Below are 16,927 nucleotides of genomic sequence, written 5' to 3'. Positions count from 1 at the left end.
ACAATTTAGTAAGGAAAATATTGTGCAAGCAATTATTAAAGAATTTCAACTAGGTCAACACACGGTGACTCTAGAGACAGGTGCTATCGCACGTCAAGCTGACGGCGCAGTACTTGCAAGCATTGGTGATACTTCGGTACTTGTTACTGTTGTAGGAAGAAGAGAAGCGGCTCCTGGCCAAGACTTTTTCCCACTAACGGTTAACTACCAAGAAAAAATGTACGCTGCGGGTCGTATCCCTGGTGGTTTCTTGAAGCGTGAAGGTCGTCCTTCAGACGGTGAAACACTAACCGCTCGTCTAATCGACCGTCCAATTCGTCCTCTATTCCCAGACGGCTTTGTAAACGAAGTTCAGGTTATCGCGACAGTGGTTTCTGTAAACCCTGAGATCCAACCAGATATCGTTGCTTTGATTGGTACTTCAGCAGCACTAGCTATCTCTGGCATTCCATTCAATGGCCCTCTAGGTGCCGCGCGCGTTGGTTTCATCGATGGTCAATACGTACTTAACCCTACGTTAAAAGAGCTAGAGACAAGTAAGCTTGACCTAGTTGTTGCTGGTACTGAAAACGCAGTACTAATGGTTGAATCAGAAGCTGAAGTGTTAACTGAAGAAGAAATGCTTGGCGCTGTTGTATATGGTCACGAGCAATCACAAGCTATCATCAAAGCAATCGAAGAATTCCGCGCTGAAGCTGGTAAAGCTGCATGGGATTGGACAGCACCTGAAAAAGATTTAACACTAGCTGAAAAAGTCGCTGCAATTGCAGAGCAAAAAGTAGGTGATGCTTACCGTATTACTGACAAAGTTGCACGTAAAGAAGCACTTTCTGAAGCAAAAGCGGAAGTCATTGAAAAGCTAGGCGCTGAAGTTGCTGAAGGCGAGTCACTAGACGAGCAAGTGGTAGGTAAAACATTCAGCTCACTTGAGAAGAAAATTGTACGTAGCCGTATCATTGCTGGCGAAAAACGTATCGACGGTCGTGAACCAGATATGGTTCGTGCGCTAGACGTGATGACGGGTGTACTGCCACGTACTCACGGTTCTGCAATCTTTACTCGTGGTGAAACTCAGGCACTTGTAACAGCAACCCTTGGTACTGAGCGTGACGCGCAGATGCTAGATGACCTAACTGGTACTCACAAGCATCACTTTATGCTTCACTATAACTTCCCTCCATTCTGTGTAGGTGAAACGGGTTTTGTAGGGTCTCCTAAGCGTCGTGAAATCGGCCACGGTAACTTAGCTAAGCGTGGTATTGCGGCAGTAATGCCAACACTGGCTGAATTCCCATATTCAGTACGTGTAGTATCTGAAATCACTGAATCAAACGGTTCATCTTCAATGGCATCAGTATGTGGTACTTCACTTGCGCTAATGAACGCTGGTGTTCCAGTTAAAGCGTCAGTTGCTGGTATCGCGATGGGTCTAGTGAAAGAAGGCGAAGATTTCGTTGTACTTTCTGACATTCTTGGTGATGAAGATCACTTAGGTGATATGGACTTTAAAGTAGCGGGTACAGCAAACGGTGTAACTGCACTACAGATGGATATCAAGATTGAAGGTATCACCAAAGAAATCATGCAGATCGCGCTTCGCCAAGCGAAAGCTGCGCGTCTACACATCCTAGGTGTGATGGACCAAGCGATTTCTGCACCTTCTGAAGAGCTATCTGAGTTTGCTCCACGTATCTACACTATGAAGATCCCTGCGAAGAAGATTGCTGAAGTTATTGGTAAAGGTGGTGCAACAATTCGCCAGCTTACTGAAGAAACAGATACAACGATTGAAATCGAAGACGACGGTACTATCAAGATCGCTGCAACGAATGGTAATAGTGCACAAGCTGCTATTTCACGTATCGAAGCGCTTACAGCAGAGCTTGAAGTTGGTACGCTTTACACTGGTAAAGTTATCCGTATCGTAGACTTCGGTGCGTTTGTAAACGTACTTCCTGGTAAAGATGGCCTAGTGCACATATCACAAATCAGTGAAGAGCGCGTAAATAACGTTTCAGATCACTTAACTGTTGGTCAAGAAGTTAAAGTTAAAGTACTTGAAGTTGACCGCCAAGGCCGTGTTCGCTTAAGTATCAAAGAAGCACAAGAGAAAAAAGCTGAGCAGCCTAAAGAAGAAGGCGCTGAGTAATCTTTGCAATGCTTTGCATAGAATAGAAGTGTAAAGGGGCTGAATAGCCCCTTTTTTTATGCTTTAATGCTGTTTGACTCAAAATGATGAAACAAAACTGAGTTTATCTGGTCAATAGAGAACTAGGCAAAGTTATAGTAAATAATCAGATTGTTGGTATACCTGTGCAAAGACTCTAAACGGGCAAATGCCATTGAATGAGGAAGGAAATGAAGTTAGCGAAAATAGTTGTGCCATTAGTGCTAATGGGGCTGGTAGGATGTAAAAGCACGCAGCCAGAGGCCACTAAAAACATTGTAAATGTTCCGCTTGCAGTACCACTTCAAGCCAATTTCCGTAATGAAATTGCCATTGCTCGATTTAACGAGTTACTCTTGCAGCCGGATATGGCAAATGAGCAACGCGCGCAGCTGCTATACAATCGCGGTATGCTGTACGATAGCATTGGTTTGCAAACCCTTGCTCGTATTGACTTCAATCGCGCCGTAAAAATTAAGCCAGATCTCGCTGAAGTATATAACTTCCTAGGTATTCATCAAACGCTAGAGCAAAATTATGGCCGGGCATATGAAATGTTTGATGCTGTGCTAGAGCTCGACGAGCAACATGAATATGCCTATTTAAATCGTGGTATCGCATTGTATTACGGTGAAAGAGCCGATTTAGCTGTAAAAGATTTTGAAGCCTTTTTGGCGCGTGCTCCAAAAGATGCGTACCGTGCTATGTGGCTGTATATTGCTCAGCAGCAAGTAGACGATGCGCTTGCTAAGCAGACATTGGCGGCAAATAGCCAAGCATTAGACCCTGACGAGTGGTCGTCTCAGTTAGTTGCATTGTATTTGGGTACTTTATCTGAAGAAGCATTTCTTGCGCAGATCTCTGAGGGCGTGAGCACCCAAGAAGAGTATGCGCAGCGTCTCTGTGAGGCCTATTTTTATCTGGCTAAGCAATATCAGACGCAAGGGGACTTAGCCTCTGCGATTAGCTATTTTAAGCTCGCATTGGCAACCAATGTATATGAGTTTGTAGAACATAAATACGCCCGTCTTGAGCTTGATTTACTTGCCCAGTTGAATGACGAACAAGACGCGAGCTAAACACCTTTTTATTTTTATGCTTATAGGGCTGCTGTTTTCAAGCAGTCCTAATTATGCACACCTCTCTATCGCGCAAAAATCAGCACTTGTCGTCGCCAATCCAAATAGCTATTTTGCCATTGCACCGGCGCTTGAGGTGTTACCCTCACAAGCAAGTGCACAATTAGTAAAAGCCATTGCAGGCCTAAAGCAACCAAGTTGGGAGTTTGAACGGTTACAGCGCGATTTGAGTGCTCAAGAGAAAAATAGCACTAAGCTGCTTTTACTTGATACTTGGTCTCGTTTAAATCGTCAGCAGCGTCAGCAAGTGTCCGAGCAGTTAATATCACTTGGCCGATATCACTTGCTTTATGCGCTTTCAAAGCGCTACGCGTTAAACCCAGAACTCACTTCGTTGCTCGCTGTGTGGCAAGGAAAGTCTGTCACGACATTTTTGAATAACCCCTATTTAAGACAGTTTCACACTCTCTCAGAGCGTCAGCATTTAGGTGCGTCTTGTCAGTTTAATCTCGCATTAATCGCCAGTAATTTAGATGGTTTGCAGCGTTTACAAGTGCTTAAACATGCTTATGAGCAACAACCAGAGCCAGCCAAAGGCGTATATTGTTTATCTAAACCGATATATGCGGCGAATAAGCTCAGTTGTAAGAGGCAAAGGGGATTTGCAATGTGCGACTTACGATACGAGCAGGGCTTGTCAAAATACGATCACTTGGTGTTTATGGCAACGGAGGGGCTTGCTAATGTCAGCGGTAAGCACATGACTTTGAGCGGCGCCAGCACTTACAACACGCTGGTACACGAGCTTATGCACTTTAGTGGTTTTGAAGATGAATACCCAGTACCAGCTAAAAAAGCAAAATGGCTTTGCGCGACTTCAGGGCAAAAGGCACCAAATCTTTACGTTGGTGACCATGCACCGAACAATTGGGTGCCAAGTCGCACCTGCGAGTTAGGTAAATTTTCCTCATATAAACCCTCGAATAGTCACTCTTTGCTCGAATATCAATCAATTAAGTTAGATGCAAATTACCGTCAAAGGTGGTTAGCAGTACTGAATTCAATACGTTTAGAGGATAAAATAGCGGTTAATTCGGCTGAATAGTTTTGAACTTATTCTGAATAGTTTGTTAAGGTTGGCTAAAATAGCATCAGCTAGAAAGTGAAACTCTAGACAACTCAAACACTAATCAAGTATAACAGGGTTCATGTACGTGTGGTTGATGTGTACCGATCGCTCCAACTTGGAAGGGGGAATGTCACATTAATCTAAACGAGCCATAACGACGCAAATAAAAGGTTTCATCTATGACTTTATTTTGGATACCCTTGCTATCCTTAATTGGCAGTTTTATCTCTGCATTTACGGGAAAGCTTTCTCGTAATCAGTCGACTGCTATAACCTTAGTAGCGCCAGCAGTGGCAATTTTACTTGCTGTTGATCTCGCTCCTGCCGTTTTCGCAGGAGAGACTATTCGGTACACATTTGAATGGGTTCCGCTTCTAGATATTAACATCGCGTTTAGACTGGATGGTCTTGCGTTGCTGTTCGTTTTCATGATTTTGGGCATCGGTATGCTGGTTATCTTCTATGCCAGATACTACCTGAGCCCCAATGATTCCATGCCTAAACTTTATGCTTACTTAATGCTCTTTATGACCGCCATGCTTGGTATCGTTATGTCTAATAACGTATTACAGCTTTGGTTATTCTGGGAGCTTACCAGTATTAGTTCATTTTTACTTATTAGCTATTGGTGGCATAAGTCAGAGGCCCGCAAAGGGGCGAAAATGGCACTTGCGATCACTGGCGGTGGCGGTTTAGCACTGCTTGCCGGCTTGATGTTGATAGGAGATATTGTAGGTAGTTATAACCTGGATGTGATTTTATCTAGTCGTGAGCTTATTCAATCCCATGCATTATATGAAGTGGCGTTAATCCTTGTGCTACTGGGCGCATTTACCAAGTCCGCGCAATTTCCATTCCATTTCTGGCTACCGCACGCGATGGCTGCACCAACACCTGTAAGTGCGTACTTACACTCTGCGACTATGGTGAAAGCTGGGATATTCTTACTGGCGCGCTTTTATCCTGCGCTGGCGGGTACAGAGCTGTGGTTTATCCTCGTAGGGTTAACTGGCTTAGCGACATTGCTCGTTGGTGCCTATATCGCGTTATTTAAGCATGATCTAAAAGGTCTGCTGGCGTTTTCAACGATCAGTCATTTAGGCCTTATTACTTTATTACTTGGTCTGGATACTGAGCTTGCGACTGTCGCGGCGGTTTTCCATATTATTAACCACGCAACGTTTAAGGCCTCTTTATTCATGGCGACGGGGATCATCGACCATGAAACGGGCACTCGTGATATGCGTAAACTTAACGGTATGTGGCGTTTTATGCCCTATACCGCAACGCTTGCGATGGTTGCCGCTTCTGCGATGGCTGGGGTGCCGCTACTTAATGGTTTCTTGTCAAAAGAAATGTTCTTTGCCGAGACGCTACACCAGCAACTGCTGGGCTCTATGTCGTGGTTGATTCCAATTTTGGCGACAATCGCCGGTGCATTCTCTGTTGCGTATTCGGCACGATTTATTCATGACGTATTCTTCAATGGAGATCCAATTGATTTACCCAAGGAGCCACATGAAGCGCCGCGCTATATGCGTTTTCCAATCGAAATCTTGGTCGCTTTATGTTTGATAGTCGGCATGTTCCCTAACTTTATCGTTGATGGCATGTTAAAGACAGCATCAAGTGCGGTATTAGGGGAGGCTGCGCCAACCTTTGAGGTTGCTATTTGGCATGGCTTTAACTTACCACTGCTCATGAGTGGCCTTGCGGTATGTGGTGGCTTATTAATTTATACTCAGCGCAAATATCTATTCCAATTCCAAGCTTCATTACCGCCGATGAACGCTAAGAAAACGTTTGAACGCACTATGTACAACATAGTGTCTTGGAGTCGCGCGCGTGTAAACGCAATAGAAAATGGTTCGTTACAGCGTTATCTGATGCTGATGTTTATCGTTGTGCTGGTGAGTGCAGGCTGGCCATTGTTTGAAATGTCACAGTTAGTGGGTAATTTAGAGCCGACGCCAATTGACGTACATAACGGTATTGGTGCTGGTTTATTAATGATTGGAGCGATTGGCACGGTTATCTGGCATCGTACTCGTATGGTTGCACTGCTAATGATTTCGGTTGTTGGTCTCATGGTGTCGGTTGCCTTTACGCGCTTCTCAGCACCGGATCTGGCGCTTACTCAGTTAACGGTAGAAGTAGTGACCATTATTCTGTTGATGCTTGCGTTATTCTTCTTACCGCAAAGAACGCCGAAGGAGTCTAGTTCTATTCGCGTACTCCGTGATATGGGTATTGCTTCAGCAATTGGTGTGATCATCGGAAGTATCAGTTACGCCTTGATCACAAGGCCATTGGATAGTATTTCTGAGTTCTTTATTGCAAACGCCAAAGTTGGCGGTGGCGGGACGAATGTCGTTAACGTTATCTTAGTGGATTTCCGTGGTTTTGATACGCTAGGTGAAATTACCGTGCTGGGTATTGCGGCACTGGGGATTTATAAGTTACTGATTAATTTACCATTATTTATGCCTGGCAGTGACAGTGAAGGCAGACCTTGGGCGAAAGAAAGATATCCGCTACTGCTGGCAAGTATTTCACAAAGCTTATTGCCTTTGGCATTGCTGGTCTCGGTTTATATTTTCTTGCGCGGCCACAATCTACCGGGTGGTGGATTTATCGCAGGCCTAATCACGGCGATAGCCTTTATTTTACAATATATTGCTCATGGTTCGAATTGGATTGCAGAGCGCTTTGATGTCAATTACCGCAAGATTATCGCAACGGGTATCGCTATTTCTCTAGCAACCGGTGTGGGAAGTTGGTTCTTTGGCAAACCATTCTTAACCTCATGGTTTGATTATTTTGATATCCCATTGGTAGGTAAAACTGAGTTGGCAAGTGCCATCGCATTCGACCTTGGTGTTTATATCACCGTGGTAGGTGCAACGCTGATGATTTTGGCGAGCCTAGGTAAAGTAACGGCAAATGCGCCCAAAGAAGAGGTGAATATTTAATGGAATTGCTTTATGCATCGTGCGTGGGCTTGCTAGTAGCCTGTGGCGTATTTTTGATTCTACGAGCAAGAACATTCCCTGTTGTTCTTGGTTTAACTATGTTGTCTTATGCGGTCAACTTGTTTTTGTTCGCATCGGGTAGATTGACCTTAAACAAAGCAGCAGTGCTTGGTTATAGCAGTGAGTATGCAGATCCACTGCCGCAAGCCTTGGTATTGACGGCAATTGTTATCGGGTTCGCGATGACGGCATTTGTCGTGATCTTAGCTATTCGCGGTCGTTCTGATTTGGGTAATGACCATGTAAATGGCATTGTTCCTGACAAAAAGGGTAAAGCATGATCCAACATTTGACTTCTTTACCTATTTTATTACCTATGTTGGCAGGGGTGATCCTGCTGATGCCACCGTGTGGTAAGAACTTAGCGATTAGGCGTAAAGTTTCAGTACTTATGTCGCTAATTACGTTTGCAGTTTGTGCCTCACTTTTACTACATGTTCAGCAGTCTGGCATTCAGGTTTATGCGATTGGTAACTGGCAAGCACCGTTTGGTATTGTGTTAGTTGCTGATCAACTTTCGACTCTGTTAGTCAGCTTAACCGCTTTGTTGTGTTTTGTGTGTTCGCTGTATAGCTGTGCCGGAGACGACGAACGAGGAAGTTTCTTCCATCCGTTACTGCACTTTTTGGTGATGGGGGTAAATGGCGCCTTCTTAACTGGTGACGCGTTCAACTTATTTGTATTCTTTGAGATTTTGTTGATAGCGTCTTATGCGCTGTTAATGCATGGTGGTGATAAGCACAATACCCGTGCTTCACTGCAATACGTGATCCTAAATCTAGTAGGTTCGTCGGTATTTTTGATTGCATTAGGTATCTTGTACGGTGTGCTTGGTACCCTAAACATGGCGGATATGGCATATAAGATCACCTTCTTACAAGGAGATGATGTTTATCTTGCTAAAATTGGCGGCTTGTTATTATTGGTTGTATTTGCGCTAAAAGGCGCCTTGCTACCGCTTCATCTATGGCTGCCAAACACCTATGCAACCGCGTTACCTGTTGTAGCTGCTTTATTTGCAATCATGACTAAAGTGGGTGTGTATTCTATGATGCGTGTGTATACACTGATTTTTGGTGACCAAGCTGGTGAATTAAGTCATATGGCACAAGAGTGGCTATGGTGGCTCGCTCTGGCGACTATCGTCATGGGTGGGATCGGCGTACTTGCTAGTCAAGATTTGCGTAAGCTGTCTGCAAATTTAGTGGTGGTGTCAGTTGGTACCCTAGTGGCATTAGTCGCCGTACAAACGGTAAATAGCAGCGCTGCAGCCATTTACTATTTAGTGCACTCGACATTAGTGTCTGCTGCTTTGTTTTTACTTGCTGATTTAGTGGGGAAACAAAGGGGGAAAGTCGCTGATAGGATCACCGCGGGTCGCCCAGTAGTTCAACCTATGTTACTTGGCATCATGTTTGCGATTGCGGCAATCACTGTGATTGGTATGCCGCCGTTATCAGGCTTTATTGGCAAAGTATGGATCTTAAAGTCGACCATCGAGTCGAGTCACACGTATTGGTTTTGGGCGGTGTATTTGTTAGTAAGCTTAGCGGTATTAGTAAGTGTCTCAAAAGCTGGTAGCACAGTGTTTTGGCATCATACAGGTAAGGCTGATACACAATCGGCAGAAAAAGCGCACCCAGCCCAAATTATCGCAATTCTTACCTTGATAACTTGTGCGCCGTTAATGGTGATTTTTGCCGGTCCATTGACTGATTACGCATTGTCGGCAGCCGACTCTTTGCACGACTTTTCTAGCATGACGAATGCTGTGTTAAAAGGAGCGAAATAGATGCGTTTAGAAGCAAGGTTTAAATGGCTACCAACTCCATTTCGCAGCTTACTGCTATTTACTGTGTGGTTATTGATGAATAATAGTGTGTCAGCTGGGCATATTATTCTCGCGACTATTCTAGCGATTGTGATCCCGCTTATTACCTATCGGTTTAGAACTAAGCAGCCACTGATCATTAAGCCATGGCGTGCGTTTACTCATTTGCTTTTGGTACTTTACGATATCATTACCGCCAACGTTGAGGTTGCGATAAAGATCTTAGGACCAACGAAGAAATTGCGCCCCGGTTTCGTGTTGGTGCCGCTCGATATAGATCAAGCTATGCCAATCACTATTTTAGCCAGCACGGTATCTTTAACTCCTGGCACCGTAAGTGCTGAGGTATACCCTTGGCCTGAGTCTGTAAAAAGTGGCGAAAAACCAGAACGTAAATACTTATTGATCCACGTGTTAGATCTTACGGATGAGCAAGCGTTGATTGATACTATTAAATCTCGTTATGAAGCGCCATTGAAGGAGATTTTTGAATGCTAGAAACTGTAATTCTTATTGTCTTTGCGATGATAGGTGTATCACTTTTGCTAAATCTTTGGCGTTTGGTTGTTGGACCTTCAATTCCAGATAGAATTTTAGCGCTCGATACCATGTACATAAATACCATTGCGCTTATTATTCTTTACGGAATGAGTATGGGAACTGCATTGTACTTTGAAGCCGCATTATTAATAGCAATGCTTGGTTTTGTAAGTACGGTTGCGGTATGTAAGTATTTGCTACGCGGCGACATCATAGAATAGGAGAGCGATATGTCGGAATGGATAATTTCCATTTTATTACTGTTAGGTGGTGCGTTTGTATTGATAGGCTCTATTGGTCTTGTGAAAATGCCTGACTTTTTTATGCGTCTCCACGGTCCTACAAAGGCCACAACGCTTGGAATGGCGTGCTTATTGACCTCGGCAATGGTGTATTTTAGTACCACGACTGATGGTGTGAGTGTAAAGGAAATCTTGATTTCAATATTTTTGCTGCTCACTGCCCCTATTTCTGGATATATGCTGATTAAGTCAGCAATACATCACCGCTTGCCGAGTAATGAAAAGACGACAGGCAAAGACAAGATAAAAAAATAGTGCTTCGGCGCTATTTTTTTACCCATCACTTTATAATTTATTCCCTAAATAATCCCACTCAAGCATCATAAATTTCAGTACGTTATTAAATTTTTTGCTACAGTTAAAAAAGACTTCATAGTCGCCGATAAAAATAGGGGTCACTCGTTTTATCAAGTTGATGATGAACGTGCAGTGCAATTTGTTTGCATACTAAGTCTAAAAACTGGGAATGTTATGAAACAAGCTTCGATTAAAAACAAACTCTTATTCTTTGTAACAGCATTAGTAACGAGTTTGGTTGTTATATTAGTGACAACAATGTGGTTTCACCTTGCAGCAGAAAATACCAAGCAAAGTGAAGGGGTCCAACAAGCGATTTATGATGAAATATCCCAAGGTCTTATCGCTAAAGGCAATCAATATGGGCAACGTGTGGCTGGCTTTATCAATGAAGCCTATCGTGTTCCTCATACTTTGGCGGGTGTACTATCTCATACCGCCGAGCAGGATCCTCTGAGCCGTGAACAAGTGCAAGAAATTGTCAATGGTGCGCTAAAGCAAAATCGCTTTGTGTCTTCTATGTATGCACAGTTTGAACCGAATGGTTACGATGGCAATGATGCCAGTAATCAAGGTGGTTCGAGTCACTCTGTGCCGGGCGCTGGTACCTTAGAGCTCTACTTTACTCAAGAAGCCAATGGTCCGATGCAACAAAAAGTTGAGTCGGCAGAAGAAAAATATGCCGATGCAATCAATGAGTTTGGCCTACGAGAAGCCGAGTGGTATCTGTGCGCAAAAGATAAAGTGGCGCCGTGTATCATGGAGCCCTATTTATATGAAATTTCTCCGGGCAACAAAATGCTGATGACCTCATTGACCACACCAGTCGTGGTCAATCGTCAATTTAGAGGCTTAGTGGGCGTGGATGTAAATTTGCCGATTTTCCAAACCATGGTCGACGAGCTCTCAAACTCGCTTTACTCAGGAGCCGCTAAGGTAACCTTGTTAAGTGAGTTGGGTCTTGTTGTGGGTTCTAGTCACTACAAGAATTTAGCCCGCCCACTTGCTGAGTCGACAAAGTCAGATAGGGCTGAGGTGTTAAAATCGCTGCACACAGGTTCTGGGATTAAAGAGCTTGGTGAAGACTTAGTCGTAGCGGTACCGATTAAAATTGCGTTACCAAACACCACTTGGTCTCTAGTAATCGAACTACCTAAGGCAATTGCACTTAGTTCTGCTACAACGCTGCAAAGTCAGCTGGAGGAGTCGACAAACTCCGTTGGTCGCTGGATGCTCATTATCGGTATTGTTATTGCTGTTATTGGCATTGCCATTGCGGTGGTATTAGTGAACACAATTATCGGCCCGCTTACGCATATTCAGGAGCGGGTAGAGAACTTAGCTTCTAGCGAAGGCGATTTAACGCATGAACTAGAAGTGAGTCATCATGCTGAGTTGATTGCCTTGGCACATGGCTTTAACCGCTTTACTGATAAACTACGAAAGATGATTGATGACCTCAAAGGTCTTGCTGAATCTTCCTACGAGCAGTCGCATCGAACAACAGAAGCCGCGATAAACATCAAAAACAAAGTCGCTAATCAGCACTTAGAAATAGATAGCGTAGTTACTGCAATTAACGAACTCAGTGCAACTGCTTCAGAGGTGGCTCGGGCATCGGAAAAAGCGGCTGCAAGTACGAATCAGGCCGCAGATCAAGTTCAGCAAAGCGAACAAAGCATCATTAAAACGACCGAAACGGTGCAATCAATGGCGGATCAAGTCATTGATGCAAAACAAGCGGTCGTGAAGGTATCTGAGCGCAGTGATGATATTTCTAAAATACTAGAAGTGATCAGAGCTATTGCAGAGCAAACTAATTTACTGGCCTTAAACGCGGCAATTGAAGCGGCAAGGGCAGGGGAGCAAGGGCGTGGTTTTGCGGTTGTTGCAGATGAAGTTCGAGCTTTGGCGTCAAAAACACAAGCATCGACGGACGACATTAGTAAACTAATAGATAACCTACAGAGTGAAGTCGCGAACTCAGGCCGGATCATTGAGAGTTCTGTGCAGCTAGGTGAAGACGCAGTGAGTTATTGCCAAGAATCGGCTAGGTTAATGAGTACGCTAGTTGCTGAGCTGACAAGCATTTCTAACGAAGTAACACAAATTGCTACGGCTGCGGAAGAGCAAAGTATGGTTACCGAAGAAATTAATACGAATACGACGGGCATTTCAGATGCCGCTGCTGAGCTTTCGAAGTTTGCAGATGAAGTAGAGCAAGCGGCCAGTTCAATGACGCTGATAGTCGAACAAAAACATAAGCAACTTAATTTATTAAGAACGTAAGTTTGTTGGTTTGCAAAGAGACTGGAGACAGTCTCTTTGCAGCTATGGTGTTTTTCGTCAAAATTCACTATGATAACTGTATCTATATACAGTTAAGCTAATCATGAAACTCTATATCGCAGAAAAACCCTCTTTAGGCCGAGCAATCGCCGATGTCTTACCAAAACCACATAAAAAACAAGATGGTTATATAGAAGTCGCGAATGGTGATGTGGTTTCTTGGTGTATAGGTCACCTGTTGGAACAAGCAGAACCTGAAGACTACGACGTCAAATACAAAAAATGGCAGTTTCATGATCTACCAATCGTGCCGACTCAATGGCAGTTCAAAGCAAAGCCAAAAACAAAAAAGCAGCTTAGCACTTTAAAAAAGTTACTCACAAAAGCCGATGAAATCTACCATGCTGGAGATCCTGATAGAGAAGGGCAATTGCTCGTGGACGAAGTATTTCAATTTGTAAACTTGCCTGAACGGAAAAGAGCAACGATCCGACGCTTGTTGATCAGTGATTTAAACCCACAAGCTGTGAAAAAGGCATTGGCTTCGACACGTTCTAATCAAGAATTTGTTCCTTTAAGTGTATCTGCACTTGCAAGAGCTAGAGCGGATTGGCTATTTGGGATGAATTTAACCAGAGCATTTACGTTGGCCGGGCAAAAAGCGGGAGTGAATACTGTTTTGTCGGTTGGCAGAGTGCAAACTCCGGTACTTGGTTTGGTTGTTAGAAGAGATCTAGAAATAGAGAACTTTGTATCTAAACCATTTTATGAGGTGATTGCACACATCAATAAACCAAATTGGGGTGTTTTTGAAGCTAAGTGGGTACCAAGTGAAGCATGTAAGCCCTATATGGACGAAGATGGGCGTGTTCTGGTTAAGGCCTTAGCCGAAAACGTTGCGGATCGGATCAGTCAAAAGCAAGCAACAATAAATAAGGTTGAAACAAAACCAAAAAAGATAAACCCGCCGTTACCCTATAACCTTTCTTCTTTGCAGATTGACGCAAATAAGCGCTACGGTTTATCGGCTCAGCAAGTGTTGGATATTTGTCAGGCACTTTATGAGAAACATAAATTGATCACTTACCCTAGATCAGATAACCGTTATCTACCACAAGAACATTTTGTTGAAAGAGAGCAAGTCATTGCGGCTGCCGAGCACAATCAGGGAATAGAAAGTAAGTTTATTAAGTTAGCTGACATGAATCTAAAAGGAGCGTGTTGGAATGATAAAAAGGTAGAAGCGCATCACGCTATCATTCCAACCACTAAAAAGCTCCGCAGTGCTCAGCTTGGGCATAGAGAGTTACAGGTCTATCAACTCATCTCTGTACAGTATCTTGCGCAATTCTTTCACCCCTACCGCTACAACGAAACTAAAGTGGAGTTGGAGATTAGTGGTGGTCAATTCAAAGCACAAGCGAAGCAAATAACAGATCAAGGATTCAAGATACTGTTTAAAGGTCATGAGGTCGAGAAAGAAAGCCTATTGCCGGAGTTACAGGTGGGAGAGCAACTTTTATGCGAGAAAGGTGAAGTTAAAGAAAAACAAACTCAGCCGTCAAAGCATTACACTGAAGCTACCTTATTAGGTGCGATGACAGGTATTGCACGGTTTGTTTCCGATCAATCTATCAAAAAGGTATTGAAAGACACTGATGGGCTTGGCACTGAGGCGACGCGGGCCGGAATTATTGAGCTTTTGTTTAGACGGCAGTTTCTTAGACGAGAAGGTAAGACGATATATTCTACGGCGCTGGGAAAAGCATTTATTCAAACCCTACCTGAGTCACTTTCATTACCAGATAGAACAGCGCTCTGGGAGTCATTGCTCGGAAAGATCGCCAATAAGGAAACGTCGTATAATCAATTTATGCAACCGCTTTGTGATGAGTTAGGTGGATTTATTGACAGCGCTCAGTCTATCAATACGAATGCACTGAAAGGTGTTCCTGTACCTGCATTTAAAAAACGTGGGGCAAGAAAGGGGAAATTTACCCGAAAGAGAAAGCCAAGCTCTGCATAATTGTTTTCTTGGCTTGGTTGTAAATTCAGATAGTGTCACTATATCAACCATATTAATTACTCAGACAGAAAATAGAATATGAGCAATAAAATCCAACTAACCCCTGAAAACATTCAGCAAGTAATAACCGATCCAAATCCAGAGAAAGTGTTATTGCTGACCTTTTATAGCAATCAAAATCCTGAATGTGTTCAGCAAGACCAAATATTGGAGAGGATAGCGGCAGCTTATAGTGAGCATATAACCGTAGGCGTTATTGATTGTGATGTCCAACAAGCGCTGGCATCTCAACTCGCTCAGCAAATTGGTTTACAAGCTTTGCCAACGATTGTGATTTTAAAAGGTGGTGCGCCAGTAGATATGCTGGCAGGGGCAAAAACAGAAGAAGAAATTAAAGAAGCTTTGTCTGAGCATTTACCATCACCTGAAGTTATTTTACTTGATCAAGCGAAGCAGTTCCTCGCAAGCGGTGACCTAAATAATGCCTTTGGTTATGCGAAGAAGGCATACGACATTGACAGTAGTAACACTCGGGTTAAGTTGGTGTTTGCGGATATCTGCATGCAAATTCAAAAATTTGATGAAGCTCAAGCGTTATTAGATTCTATAAATGAAGAACAGCGAGACCCGTATTACCACAATTTAGTCGCTAAATTGGCGCAAGCTGCGGCTGCACAAGATTCACCAGAGGTAAAGCGTCTAGAGCAAGCGGTGGAAGCTGAACCTGATTCATTAGACTTACGTTGTCAGTTAGCTCAAGCTCAGTTAGATGTGGGTAAAAAAGAAGAAGCATTGGCAAGCCTACTTATGGTGCTTAAGAAAGATATGAACTACGGTGAAGCCAAAAAGGGATTTTTAGATATTATCGCTTCGCTTCCTGATGGCGATAGTGTTGCTTCAGCATATCGACGAAAGCTATATAGTCTTCTTTACTAAAAGAATAGATAGTTGAATACCAAGATACAGGTGAAAATTTCTTCAACTGTATCTTGCATCCTCCCAAATTTGATCAATACTTATGATCCCTTCGCGAAAACTGGTGACAGTTTTATGAAGAAAATATTTCATTAATGTGGTTTTTAAGTGGTTTTGTGTATTTTCTGTTCGAACAAACCTTTTTTATAAGTTTTAATGAAAAAAGGGGTTGCACTAAAATCGGATTTCCCTATAATGCGCATCCACCGGCACGGGGAGCAGCGCTGAAAAGCAACAGGCTAACGAGTTGGGAGTCAAGTGAAACTTAGGTTTTGAGGATTCGAAAAGAAACTTAAATCGATAATCGAAGTGATTAAGTGTTGACAAAAAATTGGGAATGCTTAGAATGCACATCCCTCGAAACAACGAAATGTTTCGAAACGTTCTTTAAAAATATGAAGCAATCATCTGTGTGGGCACTCGTACAGATTGAGTTCTAACAGCAGATTCTAGTTCGCTNCACGGGGAGCAGCGCTGAAAAGCAACAGGCTAACGAGTTGGGAGTCAAGTGAAACTTAGGTTTTGAGGATTCGAAAAGAAACTTAAATCGATAATCGAAGTGATTAAGTGTTGACAAAAAATTGGGAATGCTTAGAATGCACATCCCTCGAAACAACGAAATGTTTCGAAACGTTCTTTAAAAATATGAAGCAATCATCTGTGTGGGCACTCGTACAGATTGAGTTCTAACAGCAGATTCTAGTTCGCTAGATGACGCAAACAAATTTAGAGTCTCAATTGTAACTGAGTGACTATATAGTCAATTCGTTTTGATTTTACTTTTTTRAAAAGTAGAAAMAAACAATCAGAATTCAATGAGCACGAAGCTTAGGCTTCAAAAAACTTTTAATTGAAGAGTTTGATCATGGCTCAGATTGAACGCTGGCGGCAGGCCTAACACATGCAAGTCGAGCGGTAACATTTCTAGCTTGCTAGAAGATGACGAGCGGCGGACGGGTGAGTAATGCTTGGGAACATGCCTTGAGGTGGGGGACAACCATTGGAAACGATGGCTAATACCGCATRATGTCTACGGACCAAAGGGGGCTTCGGCTCTCGCCTTTAGATTGGCCCAAGTGGGATTAGCTAGTTGGTGAGGTAAAGGCTCACCAAGGCGACGATCCCTAGCTGGTTTGAGAGGATGATCAGCCACACTGGAACTGAGACACGGTCCAGACTCCTACGGGAGGCAGCAGTGGGGAATATTGCACAATGGGCGCAAGCCTGATGCAGCCATGCCGCGTGTGTGAAGAAGGCCTT

12 protein-coding genes and 1 rRNA gene are annotated in these 16,927 nt (G+C 43.4%); all 13 read left to right on the top strand.

Annotated elements, in window-relative coordinates:
* The first annotated feature begins 22 nt into the window (after positions 1-22).
* Positions 23-2,149: a polyribonucleotide nucleotidyltransferase gene (gene pnp / locus DS891_RS20000; RefSeq protein ID WP_010370826.1), complete on the top strand. Its 2,127-nt coding sequence runs from the start codon at positions 23-25 to the stop codon at positions 2,147-2,149.
* A 209-nt stretch (positions 2,150-2,358) separates the two neighbouring features.
* Positions 2,359-3,246 (top strand): lipoprotein NlpI, encoded by an 888-nt coding sequence (gene nlpI / locus DS891_RS19995; RefSeq protein ID WP_010607873.1) that lies wholly within the window; start codon positions 2,359-2,361, stop codon positions 3,244-3,246.
* Positions 3,224-4,351 carry a hypothetical protein gene (locus DS891_RS19990; RefSeq protein WP_174170742.1) on the top strand — a complete coding sequence of 376 codons (1,128 nt, stop codon included), beginning with the start codon at positions 3,224-3,226 and terminating at the stop codon, positions 4,349-4,351. The genes nlpI and DS891_RS19990 overlap by 23 nt, the downstream gene beginning before the upstream one ends.
* 203 nt (positions 4,352-4,554) lie before the next feature.
* Positions 4,555-7,347 (top strand): monovalent cation/H+ antiporter subunit A, encoded by a 2,793-nt coding sequence (locus DS891_RS19985; RefSeq protein ID WP_130164624.1) that lies wholly within the window; start codon positions 4,555-4,557, stop codon positions 7,345-7,347.
* Positions 7,347-7,688 carry a Na+/H+ antiporter subunit C gene (locus DS891_RS19980; protein WP_010370832.1) on the top strand — a complete coding sequence of 114 codons (342 nt, stop codon included), beginning with the start codon at positions 7,347-7,349 and terminating at the stop codon, positions 7,686-7,688. The genes DS891_RS19985 and DS891_RS19980 overlap by 1 nt, the downstream gene beginning before the upstream one ends.
* Positions 7,685-9,199 carry a monovalent cation/H+ antiporter subunit D gene (locus tag DS891_RS19975; protein WP_174170741.1) on the top strand — a complete coding sequence of 505 codons (1,515 nt, stop codon included), beginning with the start codon at positions 7,685-7,687 and terminating at the stop codon, positions 9,197-9,199. Before DS891_RS19980 ends, DS891_RS19975 begins: the two co-directional genes overlap by 4 nt.
* Entirely contained in the window at positions 9,200-9,736 is a 537-nt protein-coding gene (locus DS891_RS19970) for a Na+/H+ antiporter subunit E (RefSeq protein ID WP_010607877.1), read from the top strand.
* Entirely contained in the window at positions 9,730-9,999 is a 270-nt protein-coding gene (locus tag DS891_RS19965) for a K+/H+ antiporter subunit F (RefSeq protein WP_010370838.1), read from the top strand. The genes DS891_RS19970 and DS891_RS19965 overlap by 7 nt, the downstream gene beginning before the upstream one ends.
* 9 nt (positions 10,000-10,008) lie before the next feature.
* Positions 10,009-10,335 (top strand): Na+/H+ antiporter subunit G, encoded by a 327-nt coding sequence (locus DS891_RS19960; protein ID WP_010370840.1) that lies wholly within the window; start codon positions 10,009-10,011, stop codon positions 10,333-10,335.
* Positions 10,336-10,551: 216 nt separating this feature from the next.
* Positions 10,552-12,666: a methyl-accepting chemotaxis protein gene (locus DS891_RS19955; protein ID WP_174170740.1), complete on the top strand. Its 2,115-nt coding sequence runs from the start codon at positions 10,552-10,554 to the stop codon at positions 12,664-12,666.
* A 103-nt stretch (positions 12,667-12,769) separates the two neighbouring features.
* Positions 12,770-14,692, top strand: a complete 1,923-nt coding sequence (locus DS891_RS19950) for a DNA topoisomerase III (protein ID WP_174170739.1) — start codon at positions 12,770-12,772, stop codon at positions 14,690-14,692.
* Between the two features lie 78 nt (positions 14,693-14,770).
* Positions 14,771-15,628 carry a tetratricopeptide repeat protein gene (locus DS891_RS19945; RefSeq protein ID WP_010607880.1) on the top strand — a complete coding sequence of 286 codons (858 nt, stop codon included), beginning with the start codon at positions 14,771-14,773 and terminating at the stop codon, positions 15,626-15,628.
* Between the two features lie 886 nt (positions 15,629-16,514).
* Positions 16,515-16,927: ribosomal RNA gene (locus DS891_RS19940) — 16S ribosomal RNA — on the top strand; the annotation flags it as partial.

Origin of the sequence: Pseudoalteromonas sp. JC28 (assembly GCF_013319255.1) — a bacterium.
Classification (GTDB): Bacteria; Pseudomonadota; Gammaproteobacteria; order Enterobacterales; family Alteromonadaceae; genus Pseudoalteromonas.
This window is presented reverse-complemented; position numbering and strand designations above follow the sequence as displayed.

What these genes read in the sequence shown, in the direction of transcription:
- nlpI (WP_010607873.1), top strand. Translation starts at nt 2,359, where the DNA reads ATGAAGTTAGCGAAAATAGTTGTGCCATTAGTGCTAATGGGGCTGGTA.
- DS891_RS19990 (WP_174170742.1), top strand. Translation starts at nt 3,224, where the DNA reads ATGACGAACAAGACGCGAGCTAAACACCTTTTTATTTTTATGCTTATA.
- DS891_RS19985 (WP_130164624.1), top strand. Translation starts at nt 4,555, where the DNA reads ATGACTTTATTTTGGATACCCTTGCTATCCTTAATTGGCAGTTTTATC.
- DS891_RS19980 (WP_010370832.1), top strand. Translation starts at nt 7,347, where the DNA reads ATGGAATTGCTTTATGCATCGTGCGTGGGCTTGCTAGTAGCCTGTGGC.
- DS891_RS19975 (WP_174170741.1), top strand. Translation starts at nt 7,685, where the DNA reads ATGATCCAACATTTGACTTCTTTACCTATTTTATTACCTATGTTGGCA.
- DS891_RS19970 (WP_010607877.1), top strand. Translation starts at nt 9,200, where the DNA reads ATGCGTTTAGAAGCAAGGTTTAAATGGCTACCAACTCCATTTCGCAGC.
- DS891_RS19965 (WP_010370838.1), top strand. Translation starts at nt 9,730, where the DNA reads ATGCTAGAAACTGTAATTCTTATTGTCTTTGCGATGATAGGTGTATCA.
- DS891_RS19960 (WP_010370840.1), top strand. Translation starts at nt 10,009, where the DNA reads ATGTCGGAATGGATAATTTCCATTTTATTACTGTTAGGTGGTGCGTTT.
- DS891_RS19955 (WP_174170740.1), top strand. Translation starts at nt 10,552, where the DNA reads ATGAAACAAGCTTCGATTAAAAACAAACTCTTATTCTTTGTAACAGCA.
- DS891_RS19950 (WP_174170739.1), top strand. Translation starts at nt 12,770, where the DNA reads ATGAAACTCTATATCGCAGAAAAACCCTCTTTAGGCCGAGCAATCGCC.
- DS891_RS19945 (WP_010607880.1), top strand. Translation starts at nt 14,771, where the DNA reads ATGAGCAATAAAATCCAACTAACCCCTGAAAACATTCAGCAAGTAATA.